The sequence below is a fragment of the Paraglaciecola algarum genome, from assembly GCF_021532655.1.
Classification (GTDB): Bacteria; Pseudomonadota; Gammaproteobacteria; order Enterobacterales; family Alteromonadaceae; genus Paraglaciecola; species Paraglaciecola algarum.
The window spans coordinates 21,230-36,907 of the sequence record NZ_JAKGAS010000011.1; the positions used below are offsets into that span (position 1 = coordinate 21,230).

The following is a 15,678-nucleotide window of genomic DNA, read 5'->3' on the forward strand; positions in this document are numbered from 1 at the left end:
ACAACATGAGATATTTAAAAATAGTAAGTATAACCCTTGTAAGTTTATTCTTTTTACAAGCCTGTAGTGACGACGACGTTGAAGTGGTTGAAGAAATGCCTGCACCAACAACCATAGTAGATGTTGCTGTAGCCAATGGTAACTTTACCACTTTAGTCGCAGCCCTTGAAGCCACAGGGTTGGTTGCAACTCTTTCTGATACTAATGCAAAATTTACAGTATTTGCTCCCACCGATGAAGCCTTCGCCCTGCTTGGCCAAGACACTATCAATGCATTGTTAGCAGATACAGACACATTAACAGACATACTCACCTACCACGTAATTGGCAGTGAAGTAGACGCCGCCACAGCAATTGGTTTAGCTGGCACCACTGTTGAAGTGGTGAATGGCGACATGATTGGACTGTCACTTGATGGCGACAATTTATTAGTTAACACTTCAACAGTGACTATGACTGACATTCAAACTGACAATGGCATTATCCACGTTATTGATGCTGTTTTATTACCCCCTGCTGACGCAGTGACACCTAGTGCTAACATAGTAGAGACGGCTGTAGCCAACGGAAGTTTCACTACACTTGTAGCTGCCCTTCAGGTAACAGGTTTGGATACGGTATTAGCTGACGAAAATGCGACCTTCACAGTTTTTGCACCCACAGATGACGCTTTTGCTTTAATTGGTGATGAAACAATTAACACACTTCTAAATAACACAGATATGTTATCAGATATTTTATTGCAACATGTAGTGGTTGATAGTGCAGTAGACTCGGTAACAGCTTATAGCTTAAATGGCGCTATGGTCGAAACAGCCTCTATGGCAACCATTCCACTACAAATCAATACAACATCAGATATGTTAACATTTGGTGGAGCAAACGTTATTATCAAAGACATTCACACCACTAACGGTATTATTCATGTAATCGATGCCGTAATAGTAGCAGATGTAACTATCCCGGCTCCTCCTATGAGTCTAGTTGACGTAGCCGCAGCAAACGGCAGTTTTACTACCTTAGTATCGGCATTGCAATCTACAGGGCTAGATAGCACTTTGGCTAATTTGAGCAATGACTACACTGTATTTGCCCCCTCAGATGAAGCTTTTGAAAAACTAGCAGAAGGTACATTGGACAGTTTAACCACTGAACAATTGTCTAATATTTTGTTGTACCACGTGTTACCAGGAAAAGTGATGGCCGATGCCGCAATTACATTAGCTCAATCTGATGATAATAAAGTTACTACGGCTAATAATGACATGCTGGCATTATCCTATGTAGACTCTACTCTATTTGTTAATGGTGCAACAGTAAGCACTGCTGATGTAATGGCTGATAATGGCATTATTCATGTTATAGATAATGTAATCATGCCTCCTGCCATGATGGGCACACCAACTCAAAATATTGTAGAAGTTGCCCTAGCCGATCCTGATAACTTTTCAACCCTAGTAGATGCTCTAATCACAGCTGACTTGGTTTCAACCTTGGCTGATGAAGATAAAATGTTTACTGTCTTCGCTCCGACCAACGCTGCTTTTGCCGCGGTAGATCCAGACGCGTTAAATGCCTTACTTGCCGATGTAGATGCGCTAACCAATACTTTGCTTTCTCATGTAGTAGCAGATGCCTCACTAAGCTCACTTGATGCATATGCGGCTAATGGCAAAAGCTTAACCACTGCATCTGGTGCCATGGTGGATGTTTCTGTTGATGCACAAACCGGCATGTTAATGATTGGTGGTTCTAATGTAGTGATCAAAGATATCTATACCACCAACGGAGTTATTCATGTGATTGATGCCGTAATTTTAGGTGAATAATAATCCCATATAACTTTGAAACTTATATAGATAAGACCCCTTGCCCCTAGAAATAGGGGCTTTTTTTTGAAAAAAATGAACAAAATACTGACTAAAAACGTACTACAAGTAAACAGTGATAAACAAGAAATGAGAGTCCAACACGTGAACCTACCTATATTCCCGCTGCCAGTATTCCTTTTACCAGAAGGTGTTATTAGATTGAGAATTTTTGAGCCAAAATATTTAAAAATGGTAAAAATAGCCTCTCAACAAAATGGGTTTGTAATTTGTTCGGATATTAAAGGTTCCTCAAAAACCAACCCTAACTGGGGTAGCTGGGTTCACATCATTAACTTTGATCAAGGACAAGACGGCGTTTTAGAAATAGATGTAAAATGCCAGTCACTGGTTGAGGTTAGAAACATGGAAAAAGACTCTGACAGCTTGCAATTTGGTGAGATCACACCTATCTACCATTGGTCTCAAGATGATGTAACTAATAGCACCTCTACTTTATCTAAACCTTTAAAAAAGTTGTTTGAGAATAACACTCTGCTCAACGATTTATATTCAGAAAAGCCCACTCATAATACTCATTGGGTGACAGCAAGGTGGCTAGAGTTATTGCCAGTGGACTTGGCCATAAAAACGGCTTTTGTTGAACAACAAGGGTTTGCACAAGCAACTTCCTTTATCGAGGATATTATTTTCAAATAACCCCTTCCTAACTTACTAAAAATTAAACATAAGCGACCCTATTTGCATGCACTTAATTGCAAAACTGAAATAATTTAATTAAAAGTTTAATAGGTTTGTGATCTTTATATTCTTAGTGTGCGTATTCATTTTTAACTCCCAAAATTGAAACTGGTAGCAAAACTAATGCAAACAAACTTGCTTAGCAAAGTGACAAATGATAAATCTATCCCAATGTCAGATAGCATAGATCATCCCCAACTCTGTCAATGGCTTAAAGCTGTTGCCGAAACAAGAGACAAGCGCGCCTTTACGCACTTGTTTGCTTTTTTTGCACCTAAAATTCAACGAATATCTCGAAGAAAGTTTCCAAATGACGCACAAGCTAATGAAGTAGTGCAAGAAACCATGAGCAATGTTTGGAGAAAGGCGCATTTATTCGATGCTGACAAAGGTGCTGCTACCACTTGGGTGTATACAGTTATGCGTAATGTCAGTTTTGACATGTTACGTAAAATCAAAGGCAATAAAGAAGACAACTTAAGTGACGATATTTGGCCGATAGCTGAAAGCCTGCAAGCTGAAGATAGTTCTTTTGAAGACCATTTAGAGAATAAGCAATTACTAAATGTCATCGAAAACTTACCAGAGGCTCAGCAACAAGTTGTGAAAGGTTTTTACTTAATGGAAATGTCCCAAGAACAATTGGCAACCCATTTGAATTTACCACTTGGCACCATCAAATCTCGATTACGTCTAGCATTAGCCAAACTCAAAGTGCAGTTAGGAGAAAAACATGATTAAGCATCACCCTACATTTGAGTTAATTCAGTCATATGTTAACGGTGATTTACCTGCATCACTTTCAGCAGGTATATCTATTCATGCCGAAATGTGCCCTAAGTGCCAACAACATATTTCTCAATTAACTGAACAAATCGCGGCAGTTAGTTTTGAAGAAGACTCATTTGATATAGAATATTTTGAAGAAAGTAGCTTTGAAGAAAATAGCTTTGAACAACTAGCTGAGGCTGGAGATTTCAAGTTAAACATTGATGAAATGGTGAGTAACATCACTCAGTCAAAAGATATAACACAAGTTGTGTCTTCAACCGAGAAATGTATCAGTTTCAACAATAAAAAATATACACTTCCAAGAGCGCTTAACAATATGCAACTTGATAAGCCAGTAAATATTGGAAAGCTATCTCGCGCACGTATTCAACTAAGCGAAAACGAGATACATACTAGCTTATTAAAAATTAACCCAGGAGGCGGTGTACCACAACACACTCATAACGGGTTTGAATTAACCTTATTACTAGATGGTTCTTTCCATGATGAGCAAGGCGAGTACCACAAAGGTGATTTTATTATGCTAGATGGTTCTCACCAACATAATCCAGTATCAGACCAAGGATGTTTATGTTTTACTGTCGCAAATGGCGCTTTACACTTTACTCAGGGTATAAACAAATTACTCAATCCAATTGGTAGCTTCATTTATTAACGGTTTATTTATTAACGTTTGATTTATTGACTTAATGTGAAATATATTTGAAAAGGTGAGTTCATGATCCATTCGGTTGACCCAAAAGATCTAAAAATAGGCATTAGTGCCTGTTTATTAGGTGAAAATGTGCGCTTTGATTCAAGCAATAAGCCGTCCAATTTTTGTATCCATGAGCTAGGTAATCATGTTACTTATCAGTCATTTTGTCCTGAAGTAGCAATTGGTTTACCCATACCAAGACCTACTATTCGTCAAATTAAAACCAATGACATCATATCTGTAGCAAGGCCCGATGGTTCTGGAGACGTTACCCAAGCACTGGCTGAATATGGTAAAAAAGTCGCTTCACTAACCAAACACCTGAGTGGTTATGTATTTTGTGCCAAAAGTCCAACTTGTGGCATGGAAAGAGTGAAAGTGTACAGTGCTAAAGGTAATGCCCTTGAGTCTGACGGAATAGGAGTGTTTGCTAAGGAAATCATGTCTGCCAATCCATTATTACCTTGCGAAGAAAATGGTCGCCTAATGGATCCCTTAATTAGAGAAAATTTTGTAGCTAGAGTATACGCTTACAAGCATTGGCAAAATATTGAAGCTTCAGGCTTGACCCAACACAAACTGACCACCTTCCATAGCCAATACAAATATACCCTAATGAGCCATGACTTAGTTGCATACAAACAGTTAGGGCAACTATTAGCTAACCCTGATTTACCTTTAGAAGTAAAAGCTCAAACCTATATAGCCGGTTTAATGGCAGCACTAAAAATTAAAGCTACGCGAAAAAAACACGCGAATACTCTGTCTCACATTCAAGGATATTTTTCTAAGCAATTAAAAAGTAATGAAAAACAAGAGCTGTGTGAGCAAATAGAAGCTTACAGAAAAGGGTTAGTACCTTTGGTTGTGCCACTAACTCTGATTAAACATTATTTACTACATTACCCAAAGGATTACATAGCCAAACAAGCCTACTTATCACCCTACCCTGATGAGTTAAGGCTAAGGTACGCTTATTAATAGTTACTCTCCATCACTACATTATCAACTTTTCAATTACATGCATAAGATTATTTAATGACTTGTGTATGTAATACTTTAATAACCTTTAGGGATATAGTTAGTTGATAATAATCATCTAAACTTGATCTTTTCATTTGTACAAAACGTAATAACTAGTAAAGGTCTATTCAAGAATAACCGGACCTTAAGTGATTAAATTTTAAAAGTTATTATTAAATTTAGTTTCCCAACATCACTACAGATAATGGTCTTAAATATGCTTAAAGATGCAGTGGATAAAACACATAACAGCCAACAAGATAGTCAGCATCCTAATTGGCTAAACAAGTTTGTGAACATATATCAGACCCTGTCAACAACGAACTTGCATCTGTTATCTGATATTTATCACGACAATATAATCTTCATTGATCCCATGCATCAGATACAAGGTTTTAATGACCTATCTCAATACTTTGAAAAGCTCTACCAAAACCTATCTACATGCCACTTTCAAATCGACCAGGTTATTTATGATGGTGAACAAGCTGCTATTTATTGGAACATGTCTTACCAACACCCTAAATTAAATAGAGGAGAGGTGGTCACTGTTTATGGAAATTCACATATTAAAGGTAACCAAGACAAGGTTATTTTCCATAGAGACTACCTAGATTTAGGTGCTATGTTATACGAACAGCTGCCAGTATTTGGTAAGTTCACTCAATGGATAAAAAATAGAGCGGCCAAATAATGACAGCCAAAACTATCCTTATCACTGGTGCAACGTCTGGTATCGGCTTAGCCTTATTTGAACTCTACGTCGCTAGAGGAGACAAAGTCATAGCATGCGGTAGAAATGCCCAGCAGTTAAATAAAATATCTGAAAAAGCACACCAAGTCTGTCAATTTGATGTCAACCAACCGAATCAAATTCAACAGCAATTGAATAACATTGACAAGCTAGATGTAGTTATTTTTAACGCAGGTGATTGCCAATATATAGACGATGTTAAACACTTTGAGGCCACTAAATTTGCCCATATTATCTCCACCAACCTCACGTCACTTGGCTGGTTGTTAGAAGCCATATTGCCCAAAGTTAAAACTAACGGACAATTAGTGTTTGTTAGCTCAAGTGCCACCATATTGCCCTTTCCTCGAAGTGAGGCCTATGGGGCATCAAAGGCTGGTATGGATTATTTAGCCAATAGTCTACGTTTAGACTTAGCTGCCGAAAATATCGATGTAACGTTGGTTCATCCTGGGTTTGTTAAAACCCCACTCACTGACAAAAACGACTTTAACATGCCGTTTTTAATCACCAGTGACCAAGCAGCAAAAAAAATTCTAAAAGGTGTCAATAAACGCCAAAAGTATTTACATTTCCCTAAGCGTTTAACCCTACTTTTAAAACTATTTTCATTTCTTCCCTCGTCTATTTGGCAAAAACTGATGACGAATAATAACAAGTCAAAAGGGCTTAACACATGAAACGTATCGCCATTGTCGGCTCAGGGGTATCTGGTTTAACTGCCGCCTATCTTTTATCCAAAAAACATCATGTCACAGTGTTTGAAAAAGCAGACCGAATTGGTGGTCACACTGCCACTGTGGATGTCGAAATAGATGGCAAGTCCATTGCCATTGATACTGGATTTATCGTGTTTAACGACAAGACCTACCCACATTTTTTAGCATTACTAGCTGAAATAGGAATGGGTAAACAAGCTACTGAAATGAGTTTTTCAGTGCACAACTGTCAGACAGGTTTGGAATACAATGGACACAATTTAGATACACTTTTTGCGCAAAGACGAAATCTCTTTAAACCTAAGTTTTGGTCTCTAATTCGCGAAATTTTACGATTTAATAAACAATGTAAAAGCATTTTTTCTAAAGAAAATTTTCGTTCAGGTTATACATTAGGCAATTTTTTATCTGAAAATAATTACAGTGATTTTTTCGCCGAGCATTATATTTTACCCATGGGTGCTGCTATTTGGTCTAGTTCGTTAGCACAAATGGAAAATTTTGAATTTAAGTTTTTTGTACAGTTTTTTCATAACCATGGATTATTGAACATTGCTGATAGGCCTCAGTGGTATGTTATACCGAAGGGATCTCGGAGTTATTTACCCCCTCTATGCCGGCCTTTTGAAAATAATATTGTAGTAAACGCTTCGATTACCGGAATTTCTCGACACCAGCAACAGGTGGATATACATTTTAGTGATAAAGACAGCCAAAGCTTTGATGAAGTCGTCATAGCCTGTCATTCAGATCAAGCATTAGCCTTATTGAAAGATGCTTCAGACCAAGAAACCTCAGTGTTATCTTCTATGCCATACAGTGAAAATTCAGTGGTATTGCATACAGATAAAACGTTACTTCCAAAACGAGAAAAAGCTTGGGCAAGTTGGAATTACCAGTTGAGTAAAGACAGGCATAAAGCAGCGAGTGTGACCTACAATATGAACATCCTGCAAGGTCTTGAAAATGAACATACATTTTGCGTCACACTCAATCAAAAAGACGACATTGATCCAAACTGCATTTTGAAAGAATTTACCTATCACCACCCTGTTTTTTCTTCTACTTCTATTCGTGCTCAAAAACAAAGGCATACAATTTGTGGCATCAATCATACTCATTATGTAGGTGCATATTGGCACAACGGCTTTCATGAAGATGGGGTAAGAAGTGCCGTAGAAGTCGCCAAGCGTTTTGACTGCAACTTAGATACATCAATTGTATAGAACGGAAACACATATAACCTATGAGCACTAGTTTTAACAATAGTTACATCTACGTTGGCAATGTTTCACACCGACGCTTTAGTCCGAAAAAACATAGTTTTAACTACTCGCTCTATATGTTGGCTCTTGATATTGAAGATATTGAAAAGTCTAACAAAGGCAAAGGGCTTTTTGGCTTTTCATGGTTTAAGCCGTTACGTTTTGTTGAAAAAGATTACTTACGAGATGAACCAAATGGATTAAGACAACGTATCAGTAACAAAGTCAATGAGTTAAACGGCTACTCAGATGTTTGTAGAATAGTAATGTTAGTTCAAGTAAGGTGTTTCGGAGTGTATTTTAGCCCAGCAAATTTTTATTTTTGTTACGACGCAAGGGGCAAATGCACTCAAATGTTAGCCGAGGTTAGCAATACTCCCTGGAATGAGAGGCACTATTATTTAGTTGACTTAGTTAAAGATGAAGAAAAAATAACTAATAAGGATTTTCAAGTATCTCCCTTTATGGATTTGGATATGTTTTATAAGTGGCAAATAACACCACCTAGTGATAATTCAGATAGGCTGAAAATTCACATTGAAAACAAACGAAGAGCTTTAGCTAACCAGCAAGCAAACAAATTATTTGATGCAACCTTAAGCTTGCAGAGAAAGGCATTTAGCCAGAAAAACTTATTACATGTATGGATGACTTTGCCAGCCATGACGATCAAAGTGGTAATGAGTATTTATTGGCAAGCGTTAAAACTATTCTTCAAACGAGTGCCGTTTATTGGCTATCAAAAAAGTAACTAAACAAGAATAAATCGAATTATTAGGAGCAATATATGGAACAAGTGGCAGGCAATAAAACTTTTAAAGCGTCAAGTTGGTTTGATAAACGTTGTCGTGACTTTGTTCATTCTGTATTTGAAAAGCTTAACTACGGAAAATTGGAAGTAGTAGAAAGTGGTAAACATTACTTTTTTCACAGCATGGATGTGGATTCTGACTTATCAATATCGGCAAAAATCAACATACATGATATCAGCGTTTACAAAGATATAGTAAAAGGCGGTAGCATAGGTGTTGCAGAAGCATATATTGATGGTAAATGGAGTAGCCCAAATCTAACCAATGTTATCCGTATTTTTGCCAAGGCAGAACAACAAACAGATTCGTTAGAATCACAAACATCTTGGATCACCAAAATTCAAAATGCATTAAACCATTGGCAAAACCGCAATACCCAGTCAGGTTCAAAGCGCAACATACTCGCTCATTATGATTTAGGCAACGAACTATACACCCGTTTTTTAGATCCTAAAATGATGTATTCATCGGCTATTTATCCAACGAAAACAGCCACATTAGAAGAAGCACAAAGCCACAAATTAAAAATGATTTGTGAACGTCTTGACCTACAAAGTTCTGACCACTTGTTAGAAATAGGCACAGGTTGGGGAGGGCTAGCAATCTATGCTGCCCAACACTACGGCTGCAAAGTCACCACTACCACTATATCCGATGCCCAACATGAATATGCCCAAACGCGAATCAATGAGTTGGGATTAACTAAGCAAATCACCTTGTTAAAAGATGACTACCGAGACTTAACCGGTAGCTTCGATAAGGTAGTGTCAATTGAAATGATTGAAGCTGTGGGTTATAAGTTTTTGCCGAGCTTCTTTAAACAGTGTAACGACAGATTAAAACCAGGTGGAAAATTGTTAATTCAGTCAATTACCATTTCCGACCAAAGATTTGAGCATTACAAAAATAATGTGGATTTTATTCAAAAATATATTTTCCCGGGAGGTTTCCTTCCTTCAGTCACTGAGCTGAGTAAACACTTAACTAAACATTCAAATCTTGTGATTGAGAACCTTGAAGATATTGGTTTAGATTATGCAAAAACCCTAGAAGATTGGAGAACTAACTTTTTAGCTTCTTGGTCTGCCTTAACAAAATTTGGTTATGATGAAAAATTTAAGCGCCTGTGGATATTTTATTTAGCTTATTGTGAAGGCGCTTTTTTAGAAAGAGCGATCAGTACCGTTCATTTGGTGGCACGAAAATAATCCATGAAATTAATGTTGAAAATCATAACCATTATCGCTTGTGGGATCCTGTTTACCGCATGTACAGGCATACCACAAGGCATGACGCCAGTGGCAAACTTTAATTTAGAAAAGTATCAAGGTAAGTGGTACGAAATCGCTCGGCTAGACCATTCCTTTGAAAGAGGTTTAGAACAGGTCAGTGCGCAATACAAAATAAAACCCGATGGTGATGTCGAGGTGATAAACCAAGGTTATTCACCCGCAGACAAAGAATGGAGCAAAGCGATCGGTAACGCTAAATTTGTAGAGCAAACTGATGTGGGCCATTTAAAAGTATCATTCTTTGGACCTTTTTATGGATCCTACGTGATTTTTTATCTTGATGATAACTATCAACATGCCTTTGTATCCGGGCCCGATACAAGCTATTTGTGGTTACTCTCTAGAACACCAACAGTGAGTCCACAGTTGCTGGAAAAATTTAAAACCATGTCTAAAAAATTGGCATTTGATGTAGATAATTTGATTTTAGTTAATCACACAGACCTTAAATAAGCTCGCTAAAACGCTAAGGGCCAAGCATAGGCTGTCCCTTAGATAGCTGTTCACCACACTCCAAGCTTGAATAACTCGTGAATGCGCAGTGATTTATCAGCGATTTTCCAATATAATCCAGCCGTTGACATCCATCTAGCACCATCAAGGCACACCATGACAGTTGAAACCTATACACCAAATAAAACCACCACACTTGAAACACCTGTAAAAGTGTTAGAAGACGGTGCGCCAACTAGCAAAACCAATGGCACTCGGATTGGCTTTATCAGCCTAGGCTGCCCTAAAAACTTGGTGGATTCAGAACGCATTTTAACTCAGCTTCGCACTGAAGGTTATGACGTGGTGCCTACTTACAATGATGCCGATTTAGTCATAGTAAACACCTGTGGTTTTATCGACAGTGCGGTACAAGAATCGTTGGATACCATAGGCGAAGCTTTAGCCGAAAACGGTAAAGTGATAGTCACAGGTTGTTTAGGCATAAAAGAAGACGAAATCCGTGAAGTACACCCAAATGTATTAGCCATTACTGGCCCACATGCCTATGAAGAAGTGGTGAATCAAGTCCATGACCACTTACCTCAACCACAACATAACCCTTACCTAAATTTAGTACCTGACATAGGCGTTAAATTAACTCCTCGTCATTACGCTTATTTAAAAATATCAGAGGGCTGTAACCACAGATGTACTTTTTGCATTATTCCTTCAATGCGTGGTGACTTGGTCAGCCGCCCAATTGGAAGTATTTTAGATGAAGCAAAACGTCTTAAAAATGCTGGGGTAAAAGAGTTATTGGTGATTTCTCAAGACACTAGTGCTTATGGTGTAGATGTTAAAAACAAAACTGATTTTTGGGATGGCATGCCAGTCAAAACTGACATGAAAGCCCTTTGCGAAAAACTAGGCGAAATGGGCATTTGGGTGCGTTTACATTATGTGTATCCCTACCCTTCAGTTGATAAAATTATGCCACTTATGCGCGATGGAAAAATATTGCCTTATCTGGATATTCCATTTCAACATGCTAGTCCACGTATATTAAAACTAATGAAACGCCCAGCAGCTGCAGAGCGCACCATGGAGCGGATCAAAGCCTGGCGTGAAATCTGTCCAAGTTTAGTCATTCGCTCCACTTTTATAGTGGGCTTTCCGGGCGAAACCGAAGAAGATTTTCAAGTCTTGTTAGACTTTTTAGAAGAAGCGCAACTTGATCGCGTAGGTTGTTTTAAATATTCAGACGTAGAAGGCGCCAAGGCCAACGCCCTACCCGATCCAGTTAGTGATGAAATCAAACAAGAACGTTTTGAACGTTTTATGCAAGTTCAATCACAAATTAGTGCCGAAAAGCTAAAAGCGAAAATTGGCTTAGAATACCAAGTGATTATCGATGAAGTCACACCTGAAGGTGCTGTAGGTCGTTGTTATGCTGACGCCCCAGAAATCGACGGTAACGTACATCTAACCGATGAATTTGATGTACAACCGGGTGATGTGATTTGGGCTCAAATCATTCATACAGACGAACACGATCTATGGGCGGTAAAAGTCGAAGACGAAGACGAGCAAAACGATAATCAATAATAAGGACTTTATCTAGTGAGCTCATCAGTGACTGATTTAGCACAAATTATTCAAATTGTAGTCGCACCAATTTTCATGTTGACCGGTATTGCTGGCTTTTTAAATGTTATGTCTGGTCGGTTAGGTCGAATAGTAGATAGAGCTAGAATAATGGAGCGCCGAGTACACACCATAAAAAATCCAGACTATCTTGAACAATCTGAAAAAGAGCTAAAAAACTTATGGCGCAGGATCACACTTATTAATCGCTCAATCGGTTTATGTACAGCCTGTGCCTTGTTCGTCTGTTCTGTAGTCGTATTATTATTTTTAGGCGATTTCTTAGTGATAGACTTCAGCCAAACCATAGTGACACTATTTGTCATCGCCCTATTTCTCCTAATTTTTGCTTTGTTAACCTTCTTAAAAGAAGTACAACTAGCCACTAAAACATTACAAATGGGTAAAGAGTTAATCGACGATTAACTCTTTTTAATAAGAGCATTCGCAAGCTCATAAAGCATGCACTTTGCGCACAGGGCATCGCTAAAAAGCATGCACTTCGTGCACCGTCATCCTGACGTTTTTGATACAACATCCCTGTTGCACCAGTTACTTTTTAAAAAGACTCAAAAGTAACCACAAATTCATCGGGAATGAATTTGAACATCCTTAGGATGACCCGAAGGGTGAAATGCAAGGATGCATTTCATAAAACGTCTCTTGCTCCACAAACTTTCCTTATCTAAAAGTACCTATCCTTCAATGTCGAAACGGGCATAAGGCGCATCCTGCTATGAAAGATGCCCTTGTCGCAGATGTCCATATCTGGATATTCGACAAGGATAGAAATTTTTAGGGAAAGTTTCAGTCACGGTAAAATCAAAAGCATGGCTTCGCCACTACACAAAAAAATCCCATATCATCAAAAGTGTTTTCCGGTAAAGGTAAGAAAACCAACCTATACAAAGACATAGGAAGTATGTTAAAAACATTGGATGTTCATATGCTACAAAATGCCATGTTTAAACACCTCATTTTGTAAGAGATTAAGATTTCAGTATGTACCGCACTTTAAAGGCTTCCTTTTGAATAAAAATATATTTCTCTTGTGGCAGGGACAACTAATAAGTCAATTAGGAATGCAAGCCTATACAATTGCAATGATGTTTTGGCTTATGGAAAATACAGGCTCATCATTATTAATGAGCCTGATATTAACATTGTCTATATTACCCAGTGTTTTATTTGGACCAATTGCCGGTGTAATTGCAGACCAATTCTTCCGAAAAAACATTCTCATAGTTACAGATCTTATTCGAGGATTCTCAGTGCTTTTTCTATCGGTAATGATTTTCGGTGAATATGGCAATCAGCTTCTTATCGTTATGCTGTTTGCCGCAGTTTCAATTACCAATGGAATATCAAGAGCTTTTTTTCAACCCGCTGTAGATGCTTTCATTCCTGATTTAGTTACAAATGACAAGCTCTCTAAAACTATTGCTTTTTTTCAGTCAACTTCACAGTGTACAACAATAATTGGTCAGGCCCTGGGAGGTATTCTTTACCGAGTTTAAGGTGCACCAATCTTACTTTTACTTGATGCTATTTCATATTTTATATCTGCTTTTAGTGAATCATTTATCAAACATCATGCAAAAGAATGTAAAAAAATAAGCGGTATTGCTAATAAGTATAAACAGCATAAAGCTGATTTAATGGACGGGTTAAGTTATGTGAGCAGTTGCAAAGGCATGCTACAAACAATGATACTCGCATCATCGATAAATTTTTTCATTGCACCAGTTATGCTCCTTTTACCTTTTTATGTTACGGGGCAATTACTCGAAGAGGTTCACTGGTATGGATTTTTGCTTGCTGTAATGGCACTTGGTAGTATTTTGGGATACTGGCTATCTGCAACTATTAATGCAAGAGGGAGTCGCAGAACTATGGTGGTGTTTTTTTCTCTGCTTTTATTTTCATGTAGCTTAATGTTATTTAGCCAGACTATATCCCCCCAAATAGCATTGATTGGTTTGTTTATTTCGGGATTAAGTTTAGGAATTTTTAATTTACAGACAACAACATTATTTCAAAAAAAAACACCAACAGAGTTTCGTGGCCGAGTTATGAGTCTTTTAATGACTATATCGAGTAGTTTACTACCTTTAGGGCTGTTAATTGGTGGTGGTTTAGGAGCTGTCACTAATAATAACACTCAGTTGATTTTTGGCGTTTGCTCTTTAAGTATCGCTTTACTAACAATAACAACGAGTTTAAATTCAAGCATAAGAAGTTATTTGTTTAATCACGAAGATGTGGCACCAAGGAAAGCCTAATCGGGCAGCCTGATGTATCTTCCAGCCCCCACAACACAATCCAACCATCACGTAATGAGTAAAGCCATTCGTATTTTAAATGATCAAGGTGTTACATAGACACCCGCCTTAACTATCTTTGTCGGTAACGCTGATGCTTTTGATTTTTCCGCGAATCCAAGTTCGCCGAGCAACGCTGGCAACTAGAGGACAAATTACAAGGATGTAATTTGAGCAATGCCTGTAGGGAACAGATCATTGCGACCTCTATTTGACGGGGCGCGCAGGCATTAGAACTTGGTTGGAGCGCGGCTCTTTTTGTTTACTTTTTGCAGCTGTTGGCAAAAAGTAAATCGAGCCGCATGGATGCGGCTTGAAAATTAGTCAGGATGACTGTGAACGTAGTGAATAAAAGTAAGCGCAGCGCATAGGTGAACGCAGTGAATGCCCTGTGAGCGAAGCACATGCCTTTACACCCACTGCATATAACGTAAAACAAACAAGCCTAGTGTTGAGGTAAACATCGAAAACAAGGTACTGCCGGCTATGATAGCAGCAGTTAAGTGGTAATCTCCCCCTATGCTTCTGACCATAGGATAAGCAGCAGCGGCAGTGGGGGCTGCCATCATCATAAATAACACTCCTAGTTCAGTGCCAGTTAAGCCCCATAAATAGCCAATCGCAACGGCAACAGCGGGTAATAAAACCAGTTTAAAACTCATGGCTAAATATAACAGTCTTGATACTTTAAACTCATACCAGCGAATAGATGCACCCACACACAACAGCGCTAAAGGTAAAGTCATTCTGGCTAAATAGTCCCCGGTTTTCATGATAAGGGCCGGAACTTGAATTTGTAAAAGAGCCACTATTAACGCTAGCATGATAGCTATTGCCAAAGGGTTTGATAACACATTCCATCCTATAGTGCGTAATGATGGGCTTTTAGCTTGATGATAATAAAGGGTTAGGATTGAAAACACATTAACTGGCAACACTAAGACAGCTAAGTACATAGACGCCACGGACAAAGCTTCTTCGCCAAAAGCACTTAATGACAAAGCAAACCCCACTATGGCTAAGTTTCCACGGCAAGCACCTTGGACAAAAGCACCTCGAGCCATTTGGTTAGGCATTAAAAAAGCCATAAAATGTAAACCAATATAGGCCAGTGTGGCCACAACACAGGCCACCACTAACATAACTAGAGGCAAATTTTCATCGAGTTGAGTGGTGGATACATTCACAAACAACAAACAAGGTAAGGTTAAGTTAAATACTAAACGCGAGCCTGTTTCAGCAAACGCGTCAGTTATCCAGCCAATACGCTTTAACACTGCACCTAATATAATAATTAAGCTAATAGGTAACGTGACATCTAATGCATAAAATAATGATTCAAACATATTTACAG

The 15,678-nt window shown here is 38.3% G+C and carries 14 protein-coding genes and 1 pseudogene; 14 read left to right on the forward strand and 1 reads right to left on the reverse strand.

Annotation, left to right across the window (positions count from 1 at the left end; all coding sequences use genetic code 11):
- The first annotated feature begins 5 nt into the window (after positions 1-5).
- From L0668_RS16875 to L0668_RS16940, 14 genes and pseudogenes are all read left to right on the forward strand, one after another.
- Positions 6-1,829, forward strand: coding sequence for a fasciclin domain-containing protein (locus L0668_RS16875; protein WP_235313897.1), 1,824 nt, complete (start codon positions 6-8; stop codon positions 1,827-1,829).
- Positions 1,830-1,904: 75 nt separating this feature from the next.
- Positions 1,905-2,528: an LON peptidase substrate-binding domain-containing protein gene (locus tag L0668_RS16880; RefSeq protein WP_235313976.1), complete on the forward strand. Its 624-nt coding sequence runs from the start codon at positions 1,905-1,907 to the stop codon at positions 2,526-2,528.
- 165 nt (positions 2,529-2,693) lie between these two features.
- Positions 2,694-3,311 (forward strand): sigma-70 family RNA polymerase sigma factor, encoded by a 618-nt coding sequence (locus tag L0668_RS16885; protein WP_235313898.1) that lies wholly within the window; start codon positions 2,694-2,696, stop codon positions 3,309-3,311.
- Positions 3,304-4,017 carry a ChrR family anti-sigma-E factor gene (locus tag L0668_RS16890; RefSeq protein ID WP_235313899.1) on the forward strand — a complete coding sequence of 238 codons (714 nt, stop codon included), beginning with the start codon at positions 3,304-3,306 and terminating at the stop codon, positions 4,015-4,017. Before L0668_RS16885 ends, L0668_RS16890 begins: the two co-directional genes overlap by 8 nt.
- A 63-nt stretch (positions 4,018-4,080) precedes the next feature.
- Positions 4,081-5,040 carry a YbgA family protein gene (locus tag L0668_RS16895; protein ID WP_235313900.1) on the forward strand — a complete coding sequence of 320 codons (960 nt, stop codon included), beginning with the start codon at positions 4,081-4,083 and terminating at the stop codon, positions 5,038-5,040.
- Between the two features lie 259 nt (positions 5,041-5,299).
- The gene (locus L0668_RS16900) at positions 5,300-5,776 is read left to right on the forward strand and encodes a nuclear transport factor 2 family protein (RefSeq protein WP_235313901.1); all 477 of its coding nucleotides are present in this window, start codon (positions 5,300-5,302) and stop codon (positions 5,774-5,776) included.
- Positions 5,776-6,516 (forward strand): SDR family NAD(P)-dependent oxidoreductase, encoded by a 741-nt coding sequence (locus L0668_RS16905; RefSeq protein ID WP_235313902.1) that lies wholly within the window; start codon positions 5,776-5,778, stop codon positions 6,514-6,516. Before L0668_RS16900 ends, L0668_RS16905 begins: the two co-directional genes overlap by 1 nt.
- A complete protein-coding gene (locus L0668_RS16910; RefSeq protein ID WP_235313903.1) occupies positions 6,513-7,781 on the forward strand; it encodes an NAD(P)/FAD-dependent oxidoreductase in 1,269 nt (422 codons plus the stop codon). Before L0668_RS16905 ends, L0668_RS16910 begins: the two co-directional genes overlap by 4 nt.
- A 20-nt stretch (positions 7,782-7,801) precedes the next feature.
- Complete coding sequence (locus L0668_RS16915) at positions 7,802-8,575, forward strand: DUF1365 domain-containing protein (RefSeq protein ID WP_235313904.1); 774 nt, start codon at positions 7,802-7,804, stop codon at positions 8,573-8,575.
- A 32-nt stretch (positions 8,576-8,607) separates the two neighbouring features.
- Positions 8,608-9,840: a class I SAM-dependent methyltransferase gene (locus L0668_RS16920; RefSeq protein WP_235313905.1), complete on the forward strand. Its 1,233-nt coding sequence runs from the start codon at positions 8,608-8,610 to the stop codon at positions 9,838-9,840.
- 12 nt (positions 9,841-9,852) lie between these two features.
- Entirely contained in the window at positions 9,853-10,377 is a 525-nt protein-coding gene (locus tag L0668_RS16925) for a lipocalin family protein (protein ID WP_235313906.1), read from the forward strand.
- A 156-nt stretch (positions 10,378-10,533) separates the two neighbouring features.
- Positions 10,534-11,964 carry a 30S ribosomal protein S12 methylthiotransferase RimO gene (gene rimO, locus L0668_RS16930; RefSeq protein ID WP_235313977.1) on the forward strand — a complete coding sequence of 477 codons (1,431 nt, stop codon included), beginning with the start codon at positions 10,534-10,536 and terminating at the stop codon, positions 11,962-11,964.
- A 15-nt stretch (positions 11,965-11,979) separates the two neighbouring features.
- Positions 11,980-12,429: a DUF2721 domain-containing protein gene (locus L0668_RS16935; RefSeq protein WP_235313907.1), complete on the forward strand. Its 450-nt coding sequence runs from the start codon at positions 11,980-11,982 to the stop codon at positions 12,427-12,429.
- A gap of 530 nt (positions 12,430-12,959) precedes the next feature.
- Positions 12,960-14,285, forward strand: a pseudogene (locus tag L0668_RS16940) (MFS transporter).
- A 449-nt stretch (positions 14,286-14,734) separates the two neighbouring features.
- Here the strand turns inward: L0668_RS16940 and L0668_RS16945 are convergent.
- Positions 14,735-15,670: an AEC family transporter gene (locus tag L0668_RS16945; protein WP_235313908.1), complete on the reverse strand. Its 936-nt coding sequence runs from the start codon at positions 15,668-15,670 to the stop codon at positions 14,735-14,737.
- Positions 15,671-15,678: the final 8 nt, after the last annotated feature.

Coding starts and splice junctions, on each gene's coding strand:
- L0668_RS16945 (WP_235313908.1), bottom strand. CDS start 15,670: ATGTTTGAATCATTATTTTATGCATTAGATGTCACGTTACCTATTAGC.
- L0668_RS16910 (WP_235313903.1), top strand. CDS start 6,513: ATGAAACGTATCGCCATTGTCGGCTCAGGGGTATCTGGTTTAACTGCC.
- L0668_RS16890 (WP_235313899.1), top strand. CDS start 3,304: ATGATTAAGCATCACCCTACATTTGAGTTAATTCAGTCATATGTTAAC.
- L0668_RS16905 (WP_235313902.1), top strand. CDS start 5,776: ATGACAGCCAAAACTATCCTTATCACTGGTGCAACGTCTGGTATCGGC.
- L0668_RS16875 (WP_235313897.1), top strand. CDS start 6: ATGAGATATTTAAAAATAGTAAGTATAACCCTTGTAAGTTTATTCTTT.
- L0668_RS16895 (WP_235313900.1), top strand. CDS start 4,081: ATGATCCATTCGGTTGACCCAAAAGATCTAAAAATAGGCATTAGTGCC.
- L0668_RS16900 (WP_235313901.1), top strand. CDS start 5,300: ATGCTTAAAGATGCAGTGGATAAAACACATAACAGCCAACAAGATAGT.
- L0668_RS16885 (WP_235313898.1), top strand. CDS start 2,694: ATGCAAACAAACTTGCTTAGCAAAGTGACAAATGATAAATCTATCCCA.
- L0668_RS16915 (WP_235313904.1), top strand. CDS start 7,802: ATGAGCACTAGTTTTAACAATAGTTACATCTACGTTGGCAATGTTTCA.
- rimO (WP_235313977.1), top strand. CDS start 10,534: ATGACAGTTGAAACCTATACACCAAATAAAACCACCACACTTGAAACA.
- L0668_RS16920 (WP_235313905.1), top strand. CDS start 8,608: ATGGAACAAGTGGCAGGCAATAAAACTTTTAAAGCGTCAAGTTGGTTT.
- L0668_RS16880 (WP_235313976.1), top strand. CDS start 1,905: ATGAACAAAATACTGACTAAAAACGTACTACAAGTAAACAGTGATAAA.
- L0668_RS16925 (WP_235313906.1), top strand. CDS start 9,853: ATGTTGAAAATCATAACCATTATCGCTTGTGGGATCCTGTTTACCGCA.